This window comes from Flagellimonas sp. (assembly GCF_965215805.1).
Lineage (GTDB): Bacteria > Bacteroidota > Bacteroidia > Flavobacteriales > Flavobacteriaceae > Flagellimonas.
Genome location: NZ_OZ244124.1, coordinates 3,052,224 through 3,069,451, shown reverse-complemented (window position 1 = coordinate 3,069,451; position 17,228 = coordinate 3,052,224). Strand labels below are relative to the sequence as shown.

The following is a 17,228-nucleotide window of genomic DNA, read 5'->3' as shown; positions in this document are numbered from 1 at the left end:
AATCATATTGAAATTATGGATATAAACTTCAATAAAAACGAAGATCACAATAAGCTTAAACTTTCCGAACTCCGTAACAAATTGGCCCAAACAAAGCTTGGTGGTGGCAAGAAAAGAATTGAAAAGCACCATGCCAAAGGAAAAATGACAGCACGGGAACGCATTGATTATCTGTTGGATGCAGATTCCGAACAGCTAGAAATTGGAGCGTTTGCCGGAGAGGGCATGTACGAGGAGCACGGTGGATGCCCTAGTGCAGGTGTGGTGGTCAAGATTGGGTATATCCAAGGGAAACAATGCGTAGTGGTGGCCAACGATGCAACGGTAAAAGCGGGCGCTTGGTTCCCTATAACAGGAAAGAAAAATCTCAGGGCCCAAGAGATTTCCATTGAAAACAAACTACCTATCATATACCTGGTGGACAGTGCCGGGGTGTATTTGCCCATGCAAGATGAGATATTCCCGGATAAGGAACATTTTGGACGGATTTTTAGAAACAACGCGGTCATGAGCGGTATGGGAATTACCCAAATCTCTGCCGTCATGGGAAGTTGTGTGGCTGGAGGTGCCTACTTGCCCATAATGAGCGACGAAGCCATGATCGTGGACAAAACCGGAAGTATTTTCCTTGCGGGAAGTTATTTGGTAAAGGCCGCTATTGGCGAAAGCATAGACAATGAGACTCTAGGCGGTGCCACTACCCATTCGGAAATCAGTGGAGTGACGGATTACAAAGCCAAGGATGATAAGGATGCCTTGGACAAAATCAGGAATATAGTTGGCAAAATTGGCATGTTTGAAAAAGCGGGCTATAATCGAACTGAGGCTCAAAGTCCTACAGAAAAAGAAGAGGACATTTATGGCATCCTTCCCAAATCCCGAAGTGATCAATACGATATGCTTGAAATCATCAAGCGTTTGGTGGACAATTCAGAATTTGAGCAGTACAAGGAAGGCTATGGTAAAACCTTGCTTACCGGCTATGCCCGAATAGATGGCTGGGCTGTTGGAATTGTGGCCAACCAACGGAAAGTGGTCAAGACCAAAAAAGGCGAAATGCAATTTGGTGGAGTTATCTATTCCGATTCGGCTGATAAGGCTACCCGATTCATCGCCAATTGCAACCAAAAGAAAATCCCGTTGGTCTTTTTACAAGATGTCACCGGATTTATGGTGGGGAGTAAAAGTGAACATGGGGGCATTATCAAGGATGGCGCAAAAATGGTGAATGCTGTTAGCAATTCCGTAGTTCCCAAATTTACCGTGGTCATTGGTAATAGCTACGGGGCCGGGAATTATGCCATGTGCGGGAAGGCGTATGACCCAAGACTGATTGTGGCATGGCCCAGTGCAGAATTGGCAGTGATGAGCGGGAATTCTGCTGCTAAAGTGCTTTTACAGATAGAAAAGGCTTCTTTGGAGAAAAATGGGGAAACCTTGGATGCCAAAAAAGAAAAGGCACTGTTCGACAACATTAAAAAACGCTATGACAACCAAATATCCCCCTATTATGCAGCAGCTAGGCTGTGGACAGATGCCATTATCAATCCTTTGGAGACCCGAAAATGGATTTCAATGGGAATTGAGGCCGCCAATCACAGCCCCACAGATAAAAAATTCAATATGGGGGTATTGCAGGTCTAGTTATTGGACTGCGAATTTGGCCAATTGTTGCTCATCTCCATTGTCCTGAAGTCGTACCAGGAATTCCTCACTGTACTGATTGGCTTTACCAAAATTGTATTGCACCGTGCACTTTAAAAAAGTTGGTGTCGTGTTGCCAGAAGTTCTATTGCCCATGTAGGTGACATTTAAAATCCAATCTCCCACGGTTTCTGGCCCCACAATTTCAAATTGTTCGCTGCCAAAACCATGTTGAATTTCATCCATTATTCTTTTTCTATCCGCAGCCACGGTATGCTCCCAGTTAAAAAAGCGCTTTTGAGGGTTTACAAATTGCACCACAAATTCAGCATCGGTATTGTTCCATTCCAAGACCAGTCGGGCATTGTACGTGAGATTGTTTCGATATGATGAGGACACCTTGGATATATCCAAGTGTTTTCGTTCCTGATTGACCAAGTTCCTTAAATCTGCACCCACCAGTTTTTCCAAGCCTAAAAAATTTACTTTGGGATTGGCACTTCCATCCAAAATAGCATTGTAAAGGTTGGAGGCCATTTGATGGTTCCCCAACTTTTCCTGCGCTTTGGCCACATCCAGATAAGGTTGAATCTTATTTGGGAAATCTGTAATCATTTTGTTGGCTGCCACCAGAGCCAATTCGTGGTTCCCAATTTCCATGGATTTTAAATAGGTTCCCCTTAATTCCTCATAACCGGGGGTTGGTTTTTCCAAAGTGTTGGACAATATGCGGTTGCCCAAGCCCTTGTCGGAGTTATAAAAGAAGGAAGCCACGTCCACAAGATATTCAGGAGTATCCCAATATTTTGTTCTTTGATTGAGATATAAATCATATGCTTCCTGTACACTTTTTCCATTTTTTAACTCCTTAAGATAAGGTGTTACCAAGCTTTTTTTGTTCACCTTTAACTTCCCGTCATATACGTTGTTGGTCAATCGGGCCAAATCTTTTTTCTGTCCCCTTGGGCCGTCCACAACTGCTGTTTTAGTAGTGATCAGGAGAACCCCATTGGCCCCCATGCTACCATATCGATTAGTGGCTGCCAATCCCTTTAATACGGTGACCTCTGCAATATTGCGAGGATCAATAAAACCAGTACCTGCGACGTCGCCAGTAAAAGAATTGGAGCGTTCCATGGGTACTCCATCAATAACAATCAAGCTATAATTGTTGCCCAGAATGGAATTGCTGGGTCGCATTTTAGTTTGGCTCAAATCATCATTTTGACCCAGACTAACACCAGAGAATTTTCCTTGTACCGCTGTATTGGCGGTAGTGGCGGCATCAGGAATGGCATCTTCCTTTATTGACTGCACTGCATAACCAATTTTGTCTTTGTTTTCTTTCCCGTAGCCTGTTGTAATTTCCTCTGGTTCTTCACCCCCAACTTCCTCGGTCACCACCACTTCCTGAAGTTGAATTTCCCCATCGCTAATGGAAAAATCCAAGTTTTTGACCTCATCCAAAACGTGCTCTGTGACTCGGTTTCCATAGGCTATGACCAGTGTGCTTCCCGCTGGTGCATCAATTTGAAATGAACCTTGGTTATCCGTGCTAACCTTATTAGCAGGTTCTTCTTTAATGTACACATCCACAGAAGCCAAACCAGCCGCTCCACCATAAACGGTCCCGGAATAAGTTACCTCATCCATATCAGTATCCGTATTGGCCTTCTTTTCGGTTAGATTGATCAGATTACCATTGTTTACGATGGATAGCAAATTAAGACTGGCCCTATCAAAATCCTTTTTGCTATTGACAATATAAAGTTCGCCTTCAAAACTAGGTGAAGAGGAATCCAGGTTTTGTTTTCCATCTGTAAATAACAAGACATCGCCGCTTCCCGCATAATCGCCCAAGGAGGCATAGGAAGTCGCTCCATCATACTTGAAAGTTTGGAGCTTATCTTTTACCGCCGACCAGTCTGCATTCTTAACCGTGAATTGATTCTTGGAAACAATTTCATTACTAAAAGGCAACAGGGTAACAGCTGCATTCTGAACGGTCTTGAAATAGGCATCCAAAAAGTAAAACTCCTTTTCCAAATCCCTGTCCTGCATGGAATGCGAAACATCCCAGCATATGGTAACATTCTTAACTTCTTGGGCCGTTAAGCCTACGGTAAACATAAAACATAACAAGAAGGTCCAAATCGGTGTAGTCTTCATATTGAATCAACGAATTTTAATTAAGCGCAAACAATTGCTGATTTACATCTCTTGCCCGTAGCTTAAAAACTTTGATTTCCTTGGTTTGATTTTTCGTATTGAAATTATGATACACAGTAGTTTTCAAATACGCAGGGGTAAGTTGTTTGTTGCCCAAATATTTAATATTCACCTTCCAAGTTCCATTAAGCGGTTTGTAAATCAGGTATTCCTCACTGGAAAAGCCTACTTGTTTCTCCTTTGTAATTCGATTTGGGTCTGCATCCAGGGAATGGGCCCAGGTAAAGTACTGTCCGTTGGGATCCACAAACTGAATTTCAAATTCCGCTTCCCCATCATTCCATTCAAAAACCAATCGGGTACCATCAAAATTGTCAGAGTTGCCAATGCCCTTCCCGACCAACTTGGATAATTTTGACCCATTGAGAACAAGCAGGTTACTGAAATCCTTGTCCATGACGGATTCAAATTCCTTGGATTCCCCCAAAATATCCTCTCCAATCAGGTAATTGTATCTAGCATATAAGGCAGCCGATTTTTCCACTTCGCCAATGCTCTTAAAGCTATAGGCCAAATTTTTATAAGACTGTACGTAACCTGGTCGAAGTTTAAAAACCTTTATATAGATTTCATGGGCTTTTTGATGCATACCCTGGGCTTCCAATTTGTAGGCCAAGGCCTTTAGCACTGTAGGGTCTGTACCAAAACGCTCCTCCAATGTCTCTACCATCCGAAGTGCAAACTTGTCATCCCCTATCCGCTCCGAAAAATAGGTGAAGCAATCCAAATAAAAATAAGGCGAATTGGCATACATTTTTTCCATGTCTTCATAACTGTCCCTTGCTCCTTTTTGATTCTTGGCCCCAGCAATCTTCTCTAAATAAATAGGAGTTTCCAGACTGGATTCCAGCACCACATCCTTGTCCTCAAAATAATTGTCCCGAAGTAAAGCTGGGTTCAGAGGCTCTCTCTCGGGAGTCCTGTTAGGGCTGAAGTTACCTGTTTTGGTATTGATTATGACCACACCTCCTGCTCCCATAGTACCATATTTGGCTAGACCTGTCAAGGATTCCAATACGGCGATTCGTTCTATTTCCGAAGTATGCAAAAAAGTAGGGGGAACGGTAGTCACCACCCCATCTATTTCGTATAGTGCGGGAAGGGGTTTGGGATGCCTCAGCGCCCGTGGTAGATACAAAACAGGAGCGGTAAGGTCCGTAGGCCTTCCCTGCTTTCGTAATTGAGTCAAAGACCCTTGGGCTGCAATACGGAATGCACTTGGTCTAAATACCACTGAAGCCGGTATCCAAGATTCCAGGGCGTCCACAAAATCCTGACCCGCAGGACTAAGGTCGTCCCCATCAATAATTTTTAAGGAATGACCCAAACTCTCCTTGTCCAGTATGCCAAAAGAGGTCTTTATTATATCCTTATTGGTGTTATACTCCTGAAAAAGTTCTTGTTGCGATTTTTTTCTTCGCTTGGACACCACCACCTCGTCAAGTTCCTCAACCCAACTTTTAAGGGAAACATTTAAGAACTCGGTTACATCCTCTACTACAATCTCAACCGTTTTCTTTCCCATAAAGCTAAAGGTCAGGGTTTCCCCTTCCTGCACTTCAATCTGATATTTACCCTGACTATCCGTTTTTACACCAATATCGGTGTCCTTGACACTAACGGTGACGTTTTCTAGAAGTTCTTTACCATCGGTAACACTGCCCTGAACATTTTTTACCTGCCCCAAGGATACTTGTGCGAACACCAAGCTAATTGCGAGTACAACTATTTTTGATTTTACCATTTTGCAGTTCTTTATGATTGACGCTATACAAATTAGCAATTTTATTGCTTCGATGCCAGTTGAACCAACAATTGACCTACACCATCGGCTATTTTGGGTATTAATTCCCCTGATGTTCCTTTACTCGGGGAATTAGGAGCAACTCGGTTTGTCTCCCATTTACATACCTGAATCCATCTTCTCCATAAAACCCTGCTTCTTCCAACATCACCCGAATATCCCGTTTCCATTCAGGGATGTTCACGGTAGTATTTAGCTCGATGGCGTAAACGGTGTTGGGATTAAGGGGATAATTATCCCCATCATCCTTCATGACCCCACCTTGGGCATCCCACATTCCAATAGTGGTTCCTGCTGAATGTCCATAGGATCCTAGAGGATGGGTATAAATAGCAGGCCGAAGTCCGGTAGCTTTGGCATCGCTTAAGGCTTTGGCCAAAATTTCGTTGCCCGTCCTGCCCTTAATCATGTTTTCTGTGAGAAAATCCTGTACACGGTTTCCATCATAAAGTGCATTCACCAAGAAGGAAGGGGCAGTAGCCTCGTTGGGTTTAAGTACATAGGCCAGTTCTTGGCAATCGGTATTCAAGCGCAAATAGGTGATTCCAAAATCGCAATGCAATAAATCCCCAGGCTGTATGACCAAATCGTCAGGTCGCCCGGAAAAGGAGTACAAATGGCTTACCAATTCCTCGCTAGTGCGCTGAACATCCACTGTGGGATGAAACCAAGTTTCAAGCCCTAAATCGGTCACTTTTTGGCGCATCCACCACTCTACCTCCGTGGTGGTGGTTATTCCGGGCGTAATCACTTTTTCGGAAAATGCCTCTGCTATAATATCATGCGTAATATCCACCAATTGGTTGTAAATGACCATTTCCCTTGGGGTTCTGGTTTCTATCCAACGAACCGCCAACTGTTCTGCCGATGTAACCCGAGAATGAAACTTTTTGGGAAGGTTGGCCATAAATTCATCATAGTCCGTCTTGTCCAATCCATCCGCTATGTTGTGATCCTTGGAAAAATTAAGCCCAATACTTTTCGGATTACGCTCTTCAATGAGTTGAATCAGACGTTTCCACTGGTTGGGTTCCTTTTCCTTGTCCCAAGCGGATTGGATGCTCTTACCCACATTGTACCGTGCCACTGCTAGTTTATCTATGGTGTCATTTGCTTTATCTCGATAAAATAGCAGGATGGTTCTCCTTCTGGCATTGAGCCAAGTGGCGGGCAGCATGGTTTTGAGAACAGGGTCTTCATTATACTCTCGGGAAATCAGAATCCACATATCCAGTCCTGTTTGATCCATTAAGGTGGGAAGCAAGGTATTGAAACGCTCTTCCAGAATTTCATCCACTACCCTTGCTCTTTCCTGTTCGGGAAGGATTTGTTGGGAATTTAGTGTGAAGGGTAAAAGAAGAAGGGGTAAAAAATTAATGAGGAAGGTGTGTTTTTTCATGATTGGAATTTGATTCCATCAATTTACGAAACTTAGGGAACTACCCCATTTATTCATTTACCCCACAAGTAGCAATTAATTGAAAATACCCATCCGTCAATTCAAAACGGGTATCCATCAATTGGTGCCCTACAAATAGATAATAGATGCCTTCCTTGGTTTCAAAATTTTGATAACCATGAATTCTTCCACAAAAAAACTTCTTGTCTTGACGTTATTTTGCATCATTTCAATTATTTCCTGTAAAAAGGACAAAGATGAATTACCTGTCCCTGAAATTACTACGTTCAGTCCTACCTCGGGCACTGTGGGGACGGCAGTCACCATAACAGGTGAAAATTTTGGAGCCAAAATTGCCGACAATCAAGTAAAATTTGGCAGTGTGACGGCTACCATCAACTTTGCCAACAACAAGCAAATTAAAGCGGAAGTCCCCGAGGGAACCGAAACGGGCAAGATAACTGTACGTGTAGGAGAACAAATGGCAACCAGCAGTTCCAATTTTACGGTTGTTCCCATCGCCTCCCCATCCGTTTCCATTACAAGTTTTACCCCTGCAAGTGGGCGAGTTGGTACTGAAGTTACCATAGTTGGTGAAAATTTTGGAGAGACCGTTGCTGAAAACGAAGTGCGATTTGGAGATGATTTGGCCACTATAAGCAGCTTAGACGAAGACCAATTGGTGGTAAGTGTTCCCCAAGGAGCAGAAACTGGAAAAATATTGGTTACCGTTGGGCAGCAAAATGCGGAAAGTATAGAAGACTTTACCGTAATACCTCCACCTACCATAAGCGGTTTTGACCAAAATGCAGGGAAACCGGGTGACCAGATAACCATAACCGGAGAACATTTTAGCACCACCTTGGAAGATAATATTGTGACTTTCCCTGAGGATGTTACTGCCACGGTGATCAGCGCCAGCGAAACCGAATTGGTAGTAGAGGTCCCAGAAAACACCAGCACTGGTCCTATAAGTGTTTCCATTCAAGGAAATGTTGGAACGAGCACAGAGGATTTTACACTGATACCTGCTGGTTTTGAAGAACAATTGGCAAAAGTATTGGCTGGAGATGGTGGTATAGATGATGAGTTTGGATATTCGGTTGCTATGGATGGAGATTATGCAGTAATAGGAGCCCTAAAGAATAATGCGGCCTACATCTATAAAAGGAGCGGTGTTCATTGGAGTGAAGTGCAAAAGTTAACAGGCAATCAATCTGAAGATAGGTTTGGGGTGGATGTAGATATCGATGACAATTATATCATTATAGGTGCCTATCTAAATGACACCAATTCAAAGGCAGAGGCCGGGGCCGCATATATCTTTAAGAAAAGTGAAGGTGATGTCTGGAATCAGATACAGAAAATAAACGCCGATGACCCAGCGAATCAAGATTATTTTGGGATATCTGTTGGGATATCTGGTGACAAAGCCATTGTTGGCGCCACCGGAGATGACGACCTAGGTAGCGAGAGTGGTTCTGCTTACATTTTTGAAAAAAATGAAGAAACATGGAGTCAAATTCAAAAGTTGAATGGTATAGATACCAAATCCGATGAATATTTTGGCAGATCTGTTTCCATTGATACTGATTATGCGGTTGTTGGTGCCCACTGGCACGACGGAAATGGAGGAACGAATAGCGGGGCTGCATATATTTTTAAACTAGAATCAGGTGCTTGGAATCAAAAACAAAAATTAAGTCCTTCATTGGCCAATGATAATTTTGGAAAGTCAGTCGATATTAGTGGAAGCTTTATAATTGTCGGAGCAAGGTTGAGTGATGAGCATGGCTCGAGTAGTGGTTCTGCATTCGTGTTCCAAATAAATAGTGAAATATGGGAACAACAAACCAAATTAATAGCAAGTGATGCTGAAGGTGGAGATTTTTTTGGTGTATCGGTCTCGATCTCTGGTAACTATGCAGTTGTTGGATCATATGGAAATGATGATGATGGGGCTAACAGTGGTTCCGCTTATGTCTTCGAAAACATTGGAGGTATATGGACGGAGCAGCAGAAGCTATTAGCTGCGGATGGCGCTGCCGGTGATGAGTTTGGCACCTCAGTAAGTATCAATGGAAATTATATCTGTGTGGGGTCCGCTCTAGACGCAGATAACGGTGAGGACAGTGGTTCCGTATATTTTTACTAAGCGGAAGGTTTCGGCAAATAAGCTCAAGGCCTAGGTCAAAATTAGTAAGGCGTTGCACAATGCTGTAACACTTTTTATTTTGTTTTTCCCATTCTTTTAAGGGTGGCAGTACGTTGCGGTTTTCCACTGGCTGTTTCCACAAAAGTTGAAACGAAAAAGATTTCTTTAGGTACTTCATACTTGTCTAAATCATTTAGCGATTTTATTTGCCGAAGTAATTCGGTGCGGTCCGTTTCTTCCCCTTCGATCACCAAAACCAGTTTTTGCCCCAAAGTTTTATCCGGGATTCCAGCTACAAAAAAGCGTGAGGGAATTATGGGAGCTAACTTTTGTTCAATTTGTTCTGGAATCAGCTTTACCCCTCCAGAATTGATGACGGAGTCATATCGTCCCAGCCATTTGAATTCCGATTCACTGATGAGTTCCACTATGTCATTGGTGATAACTGGCTTATCGGAAATTTTTGGGGCGTCAATAATCAAACAGCCTCGTGAGTCTTGGGAAATAGCTGTTCCTGGGAGAATAGTGAAAGCCTTGTCAACAGGTCCTTCACTTTGTTCAGGACGACAATCCAAGCTGGTATTGAGCTGCTTGACGGCAACATGGGTAATGGTCTCTGTCATCCCGTAAGTTTCATAACAGGTTGTGGAAACCGTTTGTAGTTTCTCCTTTAATCCGAAGGAAACAGGAGCACTACCAACAATCAAGGTTTTGATTTGACCCAATTGGGTCAAGGACCTTTCCACCTGTAAAGGCACCATGGCGGAAAAATCATAGGTCTTACGGATTCCTGATAAAGGCATGGACGAGGGTTCCACATAGTCCAGTTCCAGCCCCAACACCATGGCTCTGACCAACATCATCTTGCCAGCAATGCTGGAACAGGATAAACATAAAAGAGCGGAATTTCCAGGCTCAAGATTAAAATACGACCCCGTAGCCAAAGCGGAGTTGACCATATGCTCCTTTTTCAAGCCAATGTCTTTTGGCGTTCCAGTTGAACCAGAAGTTTGAACAACCACTGTGGTAGTTTCCATCCCCCACTCCACCAAAAAATCGCCTATGGATTTCTCAAAAGGGACACCTTCCTTGATCAAACTATAGCCTACCTCCAGCAGTTCATCAGAAGCATAATGAATGCCATTAAGCTTAAAACTAGGATGTATTTTATGCCATGAGGGATTCCGCATCATTCGAAGCTACAAATTCTTCCTTGGTCAACACACGACCAAATAATTTATCCTTCCAATTGGTCCATTTGTACTTTTTGCCAAAGAACCATAACAGCAACGGGAAGACCACAAAAATGGGAACCAGCACATCATATCCCATAACGGGATCAGAAATATCTTTGTATATGGAATTGGTTTGAAATGCCGTCCAATCCGCGGTTACCAAAAGCGCGGTAATCAAATTGTTGGCGGCATGAAATCCCAAGGCCAATTCCAAGCCTTCATCCATAAGCGTCAAAATACCAAGGAAAAGCCCGGTTCCAATGTAATACACCATAATCCCCATTCCCAATTTTTCTACTTCAGGATTGGCCGCATGCATCACTCCAAACAACGCAGAGGTAACCAACAACGGAATCCATCGTCTTCCTGTGGCAATCCCCAAACCCTGCATCATATGTCCTCGGAACAAATACTCCTCAAAACTCGTCTGCAATGGAATCAGTAAAATGGCAATTACTGCCAAAGAGAGGAATTTTGCCATGTCAAAATTCAGGACATAATCATCTGGAGAAAAATAAATGTCAATGGCCGTAATCAAGATCGTTACCCCACCCCATAATCCGAAAGCAAAAAAGATACGCTTCCAATCTATCTTTTTACGAGAGGTAGTCAAGGAGGTAATAGATTGCTGGTGAATCAATTTGGTCCATCCCAATACTACAAAAAAGCCCACAGCCAATGGAACCAAGGCCAGAATCAAAACCAAATTGGAACCCCATTCACTGATCATTTGCTGCATAGCATCTTCCACACTGATGGGAGAATTAATGGTCATCACATAATTCACTGCCATTAATCCAATAAAACCGAGGGGTAAAAAAAGGTACTTCCAAAGTCCTATATCTCCTTTATATCCTTGTGCTATGTACATAAATTATCAATTAAGTTCATATTCCATTTTTTGTCCGAGCGGTAAAACAGTTTTCCATCGGAAACTTCCAGTGGACTCTCTATATTGTTGGTGAACAAGCTACCTGTTCCCAAACCTTGGGGCATTTTGGTTCCCAACGTATAGGTCCATTGCGCTATGGAGTTAAGTCCAACGTTGCTTTCCAAGGCGCTGGTAATCCACCAACCTATATCTTGTTTTTGCGCCAAATCTATCCATTCCTGCCCACCTCCAAAACCGCCTATCAAGCTGGGTTTAATAATTATGTATTGCGGTTGAATGGTTTGTAGCATTTTTATCTTTTCCGTTACATCAAAAACTCCTATCAGCTCTTCGTCCAAGGCAATGGGTATTGGAGTTGTTTCACAAAGTTTCGCCATCGCTTCCCACTGTTTGGACTTTATGGGCTGTTCAATGGAATGCAACTGGTATTCCGACAAACGCTTGAGTTTTTCCAAAGCATCAGACAGCTCAAAAGCGCCATTGGCATCTACACGAAGTTCAATCTCTTCAGGGCCAAAAACTTTTCTGATGGATTTTAAAATGGTCAATTCCTTTTTAAAATCGATGGCTCCAATTTTCATTTTGATGCAATGAAAGCCAGACCTCAGTTTCTCCTCCAATTGGGAAAGCATGAAGTTCTCATCGCCCATCCAAATTAAACCATTGATGGTAATAGGGGATTCTTTCTGAACAAAATCCGAAGCGAAAAGTTCCATTGGATGATCTGATTCCAAGGACAAAAAGGCTTGTTCCAATCCAAATTGGATGGACGGGAATTCCAACAACTCCTCCAATAACTTTTCTTTGCCCAGGTGAATATTATCACAGACCCAGGCCAATTTTTGCTCGTAATGCGGCACATCATCCACACTTAGCCCTCTAAGGATTCCGCATTCCCCAATTCCCTTTTTAGCGCCTTCTTGAAGACACAGAAACCAGGTTTCCTTTTCAGTCATCACTCCTCGGGATGTCCCACTGGGTATTTTAAATTGTAGAATGTACTTTGAGTAGCTCGCTTTCATCCGATGGTTTCAAATTTAACCAATTTAGGATGCAATGAAAGGAAATAATTTAGCTGAAGTTGAACCAAAAACGGACTCCCTCGGTGGCCTTGTCTATATTGAGTTTGGACTGGAGTTGGTTCACCAATCTATTCATCAATCGGATTCCCATGGAGGAATGGGCGCGTTCATCCGCATCTTCAGGTAGACCTATTCCGTTGTCGGTATATTCAAAATAGCCTTGGTCCCCATTTTTTCGTAGGTGGATATAGATTTTTCCATTTTCATCATTTTCCGGGAAGGCATACTTAAACGAGTTGGAAACGAGTTCGTTCAGAATCAACCCAAATGGAATGGCCCTGTCGATATCCAATTCGGTGCCCTCCGCGTCAATGGTAATGCTGATGTTATGACCCCCTTTCTTATAAACAGACTGTACACTATTGATCAAGCTTTCGATATAGCCCTGCATTTCAATAACGGAAAGGTCATCATTTTGATAGAGCTTTTGATGTATCAAGGCCATGGCCTTTACCCTACTCTTTCCTTCTTCCAAGGCCTCAATTGCAGATTTGCTTCTGGTGTTTTTGGTCTGAAGGCTTAAAAGGCTGGAAACCATTTGAAGGTTGTTCTTTACCCTATGGTGAATTTCTTTCAATAAGGAATCCTTCTCCACCAAGGCATTTTCAATGATGTGTTTTTGCTCTGCGATCAAGCGTTGATTCTTGATACTTTTTAGGTAAGCATACACCAACCCAGCAAAACCCAGTAGCGTAAAAATCAAGGAGATAAACACCAGGTTGATACGCTCGTCCTTGGCCTTCATCTCGCTTCGGGCCAATTCATTGATACGCTTTTGCTCATCAATCAAACGCTGGGAGTTTTCCAAATCCTCATTGGCCACAATGGTCACCAACTGTTGTTTGATAATGGACGATTGTTTTTGGTTAAGGGAATCCTTGATACGTTCGTTGCGCTTGTAATACAATGCCGCACTTCTGAAGTTCTCCACCTTGTCATAAAAAGCAGCCAACAAACTGTTGCGTTTAATATTTTGTAGTATGCTAATATTCTCAAATTGAATATCCAGACTCCGCTTGGCAGCCACATACCGTTCCAAATGTAAATTTGCATCGGCAAGGTTGAGGGTATTCTCTATTACCTCGCTTTTATGATCACTCCTTGAAGAGGTGTTCAAGACCTCAATGCTGTTTTCCAGTAGCGGAATGGCTTCCTCATATTCACTGAGCAACACATGGCATTTCCCTATGTTACCTTCAATTTCGGCCTTGAGCAATTCGCTTTCAAAAAGCTGTTCCTCGGTTTTTTCTTTGGAGATATCGTTCAGGAATACATCTAAATAAGCCTTTGCTTTTTTTAACTCACTAAGGGCGGTTGGGGCCGAATTATCCAATCTGAGGTAGTTACCCACTTTGCTGTGATACTTGGCCAGACCATAGGAATCATTGTCGGCAATGGTGGGCTTGACCTCCATAATATATTGGTTCCTTGCTTTTCGGTGCAGGCCAAGGTTGCTGTAGATATCATAGAAAGCCACATTGTCTGTATAACCAAACTCCCGTTTTTGCTTTCGGATTTCTATCTGCTTGTCATACAGTTGAAGGTTCGCATAGTTGTTGTCCAGCACATCCAGTATTACCTTTCTGGAACCCGCGTCCATGGTATCTTTTGCAGCGTAGAGTTCCATGGCCAGTGCTACACTCTTATCGTACTCCCCCAAATCATTGTACAACTGCGCCTGCATTACCTTATACAATTGCGTAGCTGCACTATCATTTATTTTTTGGGCATTGGAAAGATATACTTTAACGGTATCCAACCAATCATAGGCTGAATTAACGTTGTATCGATTTACGACATTAAAGAAAACATCAAACCTGTCCTGGGAACCATTGGTATTCTGGAATTCCGTCAAAGCACTGATTTCTTCACTATCAACGGATTGTGCAGAGACATTCAAAAGCAGTACAAAAAATAGGACTGAAAATAATGGTTTGAGGTTATGCATCATTAATCTTACGGGTAGTGCTTATGAAGATTTTAGTTTGTACGTTCTGTTTTGTGTTGTTTCCTAGGTCAGCGTCTCATCATTCCTGCTTCCAATTCAAATGATGTCCTCCTTAATTTAACGTAGGATTTGAAACAAAATTAAATGCATTCGAAAAGACTTGTTGGGTATTGTTGTGAAAGTGTCCATTTCTGTTGTGAAACCCTCTCTGCTGTATGCAAAAATGTATTTTGTCGGTGTTTTGTGCATTTCATGGAACTGTAGCTCGCCAAAACCTTTGTAAAACCAAAAAGGTCCTGCCGATTACGACAAGACCCTTTTACGAGAACACTATATGAAAATGAAAAAATTACTTTTCTGAACTAATAACACTGCTAAAGTATGGGCGTTCTACCAGATGGGGAAACTAATGTTGTGAACCTTCCAAATCTTGTGGTAATTCCTATAATTGAGTGTGTGATATAAAAAAAGGTGCCCAAAGGCACCCTTATATATTCTTATCCATTCAATCTCTTTAGCTGTTCATGGAAGAGATGATAAACTCCTTGAAATCTTTGGAAATTGGAATGAGGTTGTTGTTGATCATGATATCCTTGGAGTTTATGGCATCTATATGATCCACATTTACAATGTAGGATTTATGTGCCCTATAGAATTTATTCTTTGGAAGTTTTTCCAAATAATCCTTCAAGGGCGATCTTACCAAGAATTTCTTATCCACCGTATTTACTTCCAAATAAACATTGTCCGCTTTGATGAACTGGATATCGCTAAATTGAATTCTGTAATACAGGTGTTGTTTTTTTACAAAAATGGAATCTTTCAACACGGAGTTGGAAGTAAAAGTATCTCCTTCGTTCCCTGCAATCTCCTTGCTCTTCTCCTTTCTTGCATAATCAAAATTGGAAAGTGCAATTTCTATCGAGGTATATAGGTCCTGCTGTTCAAATGGTTTTACCAAGTAGCCATCAGGTTTAACCGTCTTGGCATTTTCAACAGTGGCTCTGTCCGAGTTGGAGGTAACAAAGATGAAAGGAATGTTGTAGACATCCCTGATGTGTTTTCCAAGATCTATTCCTGTTTTGTCCGAAGCCAGTATGATATCAATAAGTACTAAGTCTACATGGTTGTTCTTCAGTACTTCCACAGCCTGCTCGTACACTATTACATTGTCCACAATCTCATAGCCGATTTCCTCCAGCATGGATTGCATATCATCTGCAATAATTACGTTGTCCTCTACAATCAATATTTTAATGGCGTGTTCCAAATTGTCTAATGTTTAGTGGGTTGTTAATCAAAATTACAAAAAAAACTTAACTGCCATGAAGAACAAAAGAGACAGTAAAAAGGTACTTAGCGCCAATTTTTTGAGCTCTCCATCCAGCAATATGGGCTCTTTGGTACGGACCACTTTGGTCAAGTGAACAAAAATGGGAATAAAGGCCAATAGGAAAAACCAATATTGAATTTCCTGGATACTTAAGATAGCATACGTCAAAAAACAGAAAAAGGATAACACAATCAAGAACTTATGGTAGTGCTTACCATTTTCAAAACCCATTTTAACGACTAAGGTATTCTTACCATGCTTCTTATCCGAAACCACATCCCTTAAATTGTTCAAATTAAGAACACCTACACACAACAGTCCTATGGAAATTGCAGGAAGTATTGAAATCCAATCCAAAGACTTGGTATACAAAAACATGCTTCCCAACACGCCCAATAAGCCGAAGAACAAGAACACAAAGATGTCTCCCAACCCCATATAACCATAAGGATTGTCCCCCATGGTATAACGGATAGCCGCCCAAATACTTAAGATACCCAATACAGAGAAGATGAGGATATACTTGAGATTTTCTTTACCAAAGGCAATATAAACCAAGGTCAGTGCCAATATCAAACTTAGGACTATAGCTGTAATGATGCCTTTTTTCAAAGCCTTTCGGGACAAGATTCCGCTCTGCAGTGCTCTCGCAGGTCCAATGCGATCTTCATTGTCAGTGCCTTTAACGCCATCCCCATAATCATTTGCAAAATTGGACGTGATTTGAAATCCTATGGTGGTCAACAGAGCCAGGGTAAAAATGGTGGAATTAAATTGCCCTTGGAATACAGCCAATGCAGTTCCAACTATAATACCTGATAAGGATAGCGGTAATGTGCGTAACCTAGCAGCTTGGATCCAAGCCTTAAAATTCCCCAAGATTAATACGGATCTTCAATTTTAACTCGCTTCCCGTCTTGATAAGAAGCTACAAAGGCATCCTTGAATCCCATATTGACCAACTGCTTCCTAAAGGATTGTGCCTCGCCCAAGGTTTCAAAGTTACCCAAGGAATAGGCATAGAAAGGATTGGTCTTCACGAAAAGGGTATTGGTCAATGCTTCGGAAGCCAAAGTTACGTTGTTGTCCACAAAGGATTTCACCTGTACCGAATAGATGGTCTCTTTTTCCAAAAAGGCCTTGGCCAAATAGAACTCCCTCACCAAACTCAATTCTTCGTTTTGAAGTTTTAAGTTGTCAATTCGGGCCTTGATAACATCCAAGCTATCTATGGAGACCAAAAGGCTATTCTGATTCTCATACGAATTTTTACTGCTCAGTCCTGCGGTAAAAGAAGTAATGGCCAAAGTACCCACGATAAAAAGGGCCGTGAATCCCAGAAGTATATTGCGCTGCAGTTTAATCTTGCGCAAATCTTTGTTCTTATATTTAATCTGGTCTAAAAGTCTTTCATTGATAATCTGGGCTTTATCAATATCCTTATGCAGATCCAGTAAATCGCTTTCTTCAATAAATGGCATATTAGGTAAGGCTAGTTTTCCTGTCG

General features: G+C 42.1%; 12 protein-coding genes. 2 read left to right on the top strand and 10 right to left on the bottom strand.

The window, feature by feature from the left end; genetic code table 11:
- The first annotated feature begins 15 nt into the window (after positions 1–15).
- Positions 16–1,644 carry an acyl-CoA carboxylase subunit beta gene (locus tag ACOOE0_RS13535; protein WP_420399435.1) on the top strand — a complete coding sequence of 543 codons (1,629 nt, stop codon included), beginning with the start codon at positions 16–18 and terminating at the stop codon, positions 1,642–1,644.
- On the opposite strand, the gene ACOOE0_RS13530 is transcribed toward ACOOE0_RS13535, so the two are convergent.
- The 3 genes from ACOOE0_RS13530 to ACOOE0_RS13520 all read right to left on the bottom strand — a co-directional run bounded on the left by ACOOE0_RS13530 (position 1,645) and on the right by ACOOE0_RS13520 (position 7,076).
- On the bottom strand, positions 1,645–3,813 hold the full coding sequence (locus ACOOE0_RS13530) for a TonB-dependent receptor plug domain-containing protein (RefSeq protein WP_420399434.1): 2,169 nt from the start codon (positions 3,811–3,813) through the stop codon (positions 1,645–1,647). It abuts the gene before it with no gap.
- A 16-nt stretch (positions 3,814–3,829) separates the two neighbouring features.
- On the bottom strand, positions 3,830–5,617 hold the full coding sequence (locus tag ACOOE0_RS13525; protein WP_420399433.1) for a carboxypeptidase-like regulatory domain-containing protein: 1,788 nt from the start codon (positions 5,615–5,617) through the stop codon (positions 3,830–3,832).
- Positions 5,618–5,717: 100 nt separating this feature from the next.
- Positions 5,718–7,076 (bottom strand): M24 family metallopeptidase, encoded by a 1,359-nt coding sequence (locus ACOOE0_RS13520; protein ID WP_420399432.1) that lies wholly within the window; start codon positions 7,074–7,076, stop codon positions 5,718–5,720.
- Between the two features lie 178 nt (positions 7,077–7,254).
- On the opposite strand from ACOOE0_RS13520, the gene ACOOE0_RS13515 reads away from it, so the two are divergent.
- Positions 7,255–9,231 (top strand): IPT/TIG domain-containing protein, encoded by a 1,977-nt coding sequence (locus tag ACOOE0_RS13515; RefSeq protein ID WP_420399431.1) that lies wholly within the window; start codon positions 7,255–7,257, stop codon positions 9,229–9,231.
- A gap of 74 nt (positions 9,232–9,305) precedes the next feature.
- On the opposite strand, the gene ACOOE0_RS13510 is transcribed toward ACOOE0_RS13515, so the two are convergent.
- The 7 genes from ACOOE0_RS13510 to ACOOE0_RS13480 all read right to left on the bottom strand — a co-directional run bounded on the left by ACOOE0_RS13510 (position 9,306) and on the right by ACOOE0_RS13480 (position 17,202).
- On the bottom strand, positions 9,306–10,424 hold the full coding sequence (locus ACOOE0_RS13510) for an AMP-binding protein (RefSeq protein ID WP_420399430.1): 1,119 nt from the start codon (positions 10,422–10,424) through the stop codon (positions 9,306–9,308).
- Complete coding sequence (locus tag ACOOE0_RS13505; protein ID WP_420399429.1) at positions 10,399–11,337, bottom strand: CPBP family intramembrane glutamic endopeptidase; 939 nt, start codon at positions 11,335–11,337, stop codon at positions 10,399–10,401. The genes ACOOE0_RS13510 and ACOOE0_RS13505 overlap by 26 nt, the downstream gene beginning before the upstream one ends.
- A complete protein-coding gene (locus ACOOE0_RS13500; protein ID WP_420399428.1) occupies positions 11,328–12,380 on the bottom strand; it encodes an o-succinylbenzoate synthase in 1,053 nt (350 codons plus the stop codon). The genes ACOOE0_RS13505 and ACOOE0_RS13500 overlap by 10 nt, the downstream gene beginning before the upstream one ends.
- Positions 12,381–12,429: 49 nt before the next feature.
- Positions 12,430–14,391 carry a sensor histidine kinase gene (locus tag ACOOE0_RS13495; RefSeq protein WP_420399427.1) on the bottom strand — a complete coding sequence of 654 codons (1,962 nt, stop codon included), beginning with the start codon at positions 14,389–14,391 and terminating at the stop codon, positions 12,430–12,432.
- 511 nt (positions 14,392–14,902) lie between these two features.
- Positions 14,903–15,658: a LytR/AlgR family response regulator transcription factor gene (locus ACOOE0_RS13490; protein WP_138832588.1), complete on the bottom strand. Its 756-nt coding sequence runs from the start codon at positions 15,656–15,658 to the stop codon at positions 14,903–14,905.
- A gap of 33 nt (positions 15,659–15,691) precedes the next feature.
- Positions 15,692–16,600: a 1,4-dihydroxy-2-naphthoate polyprenyltransferase gene (locus tag ACOOE0_RS13485; RefSeq protein WP_420399426.1), complete on the bottom strand. Its 909-nt coding sequence runs from the start codon at positions 16,598–16,600 to the stop codon at positions 15,692–15,694.
- A 2-nt stretch (positions 16,601–16,602) separates the two neighbouring features.
- On the bottom strand, positions 16,603–17,202 hold the full coding sequence (locus tag ACOOE0_RS13480; protein WP_420399425.1) for an SPOR domain-containing protein: 600 nt from the start codon (positions 17,200–17,202) through the stop codon (positions 16,603–16,605).
- Between the last annotated feature and the right edge of the window lie 26 nt (positions 17,203–17,228).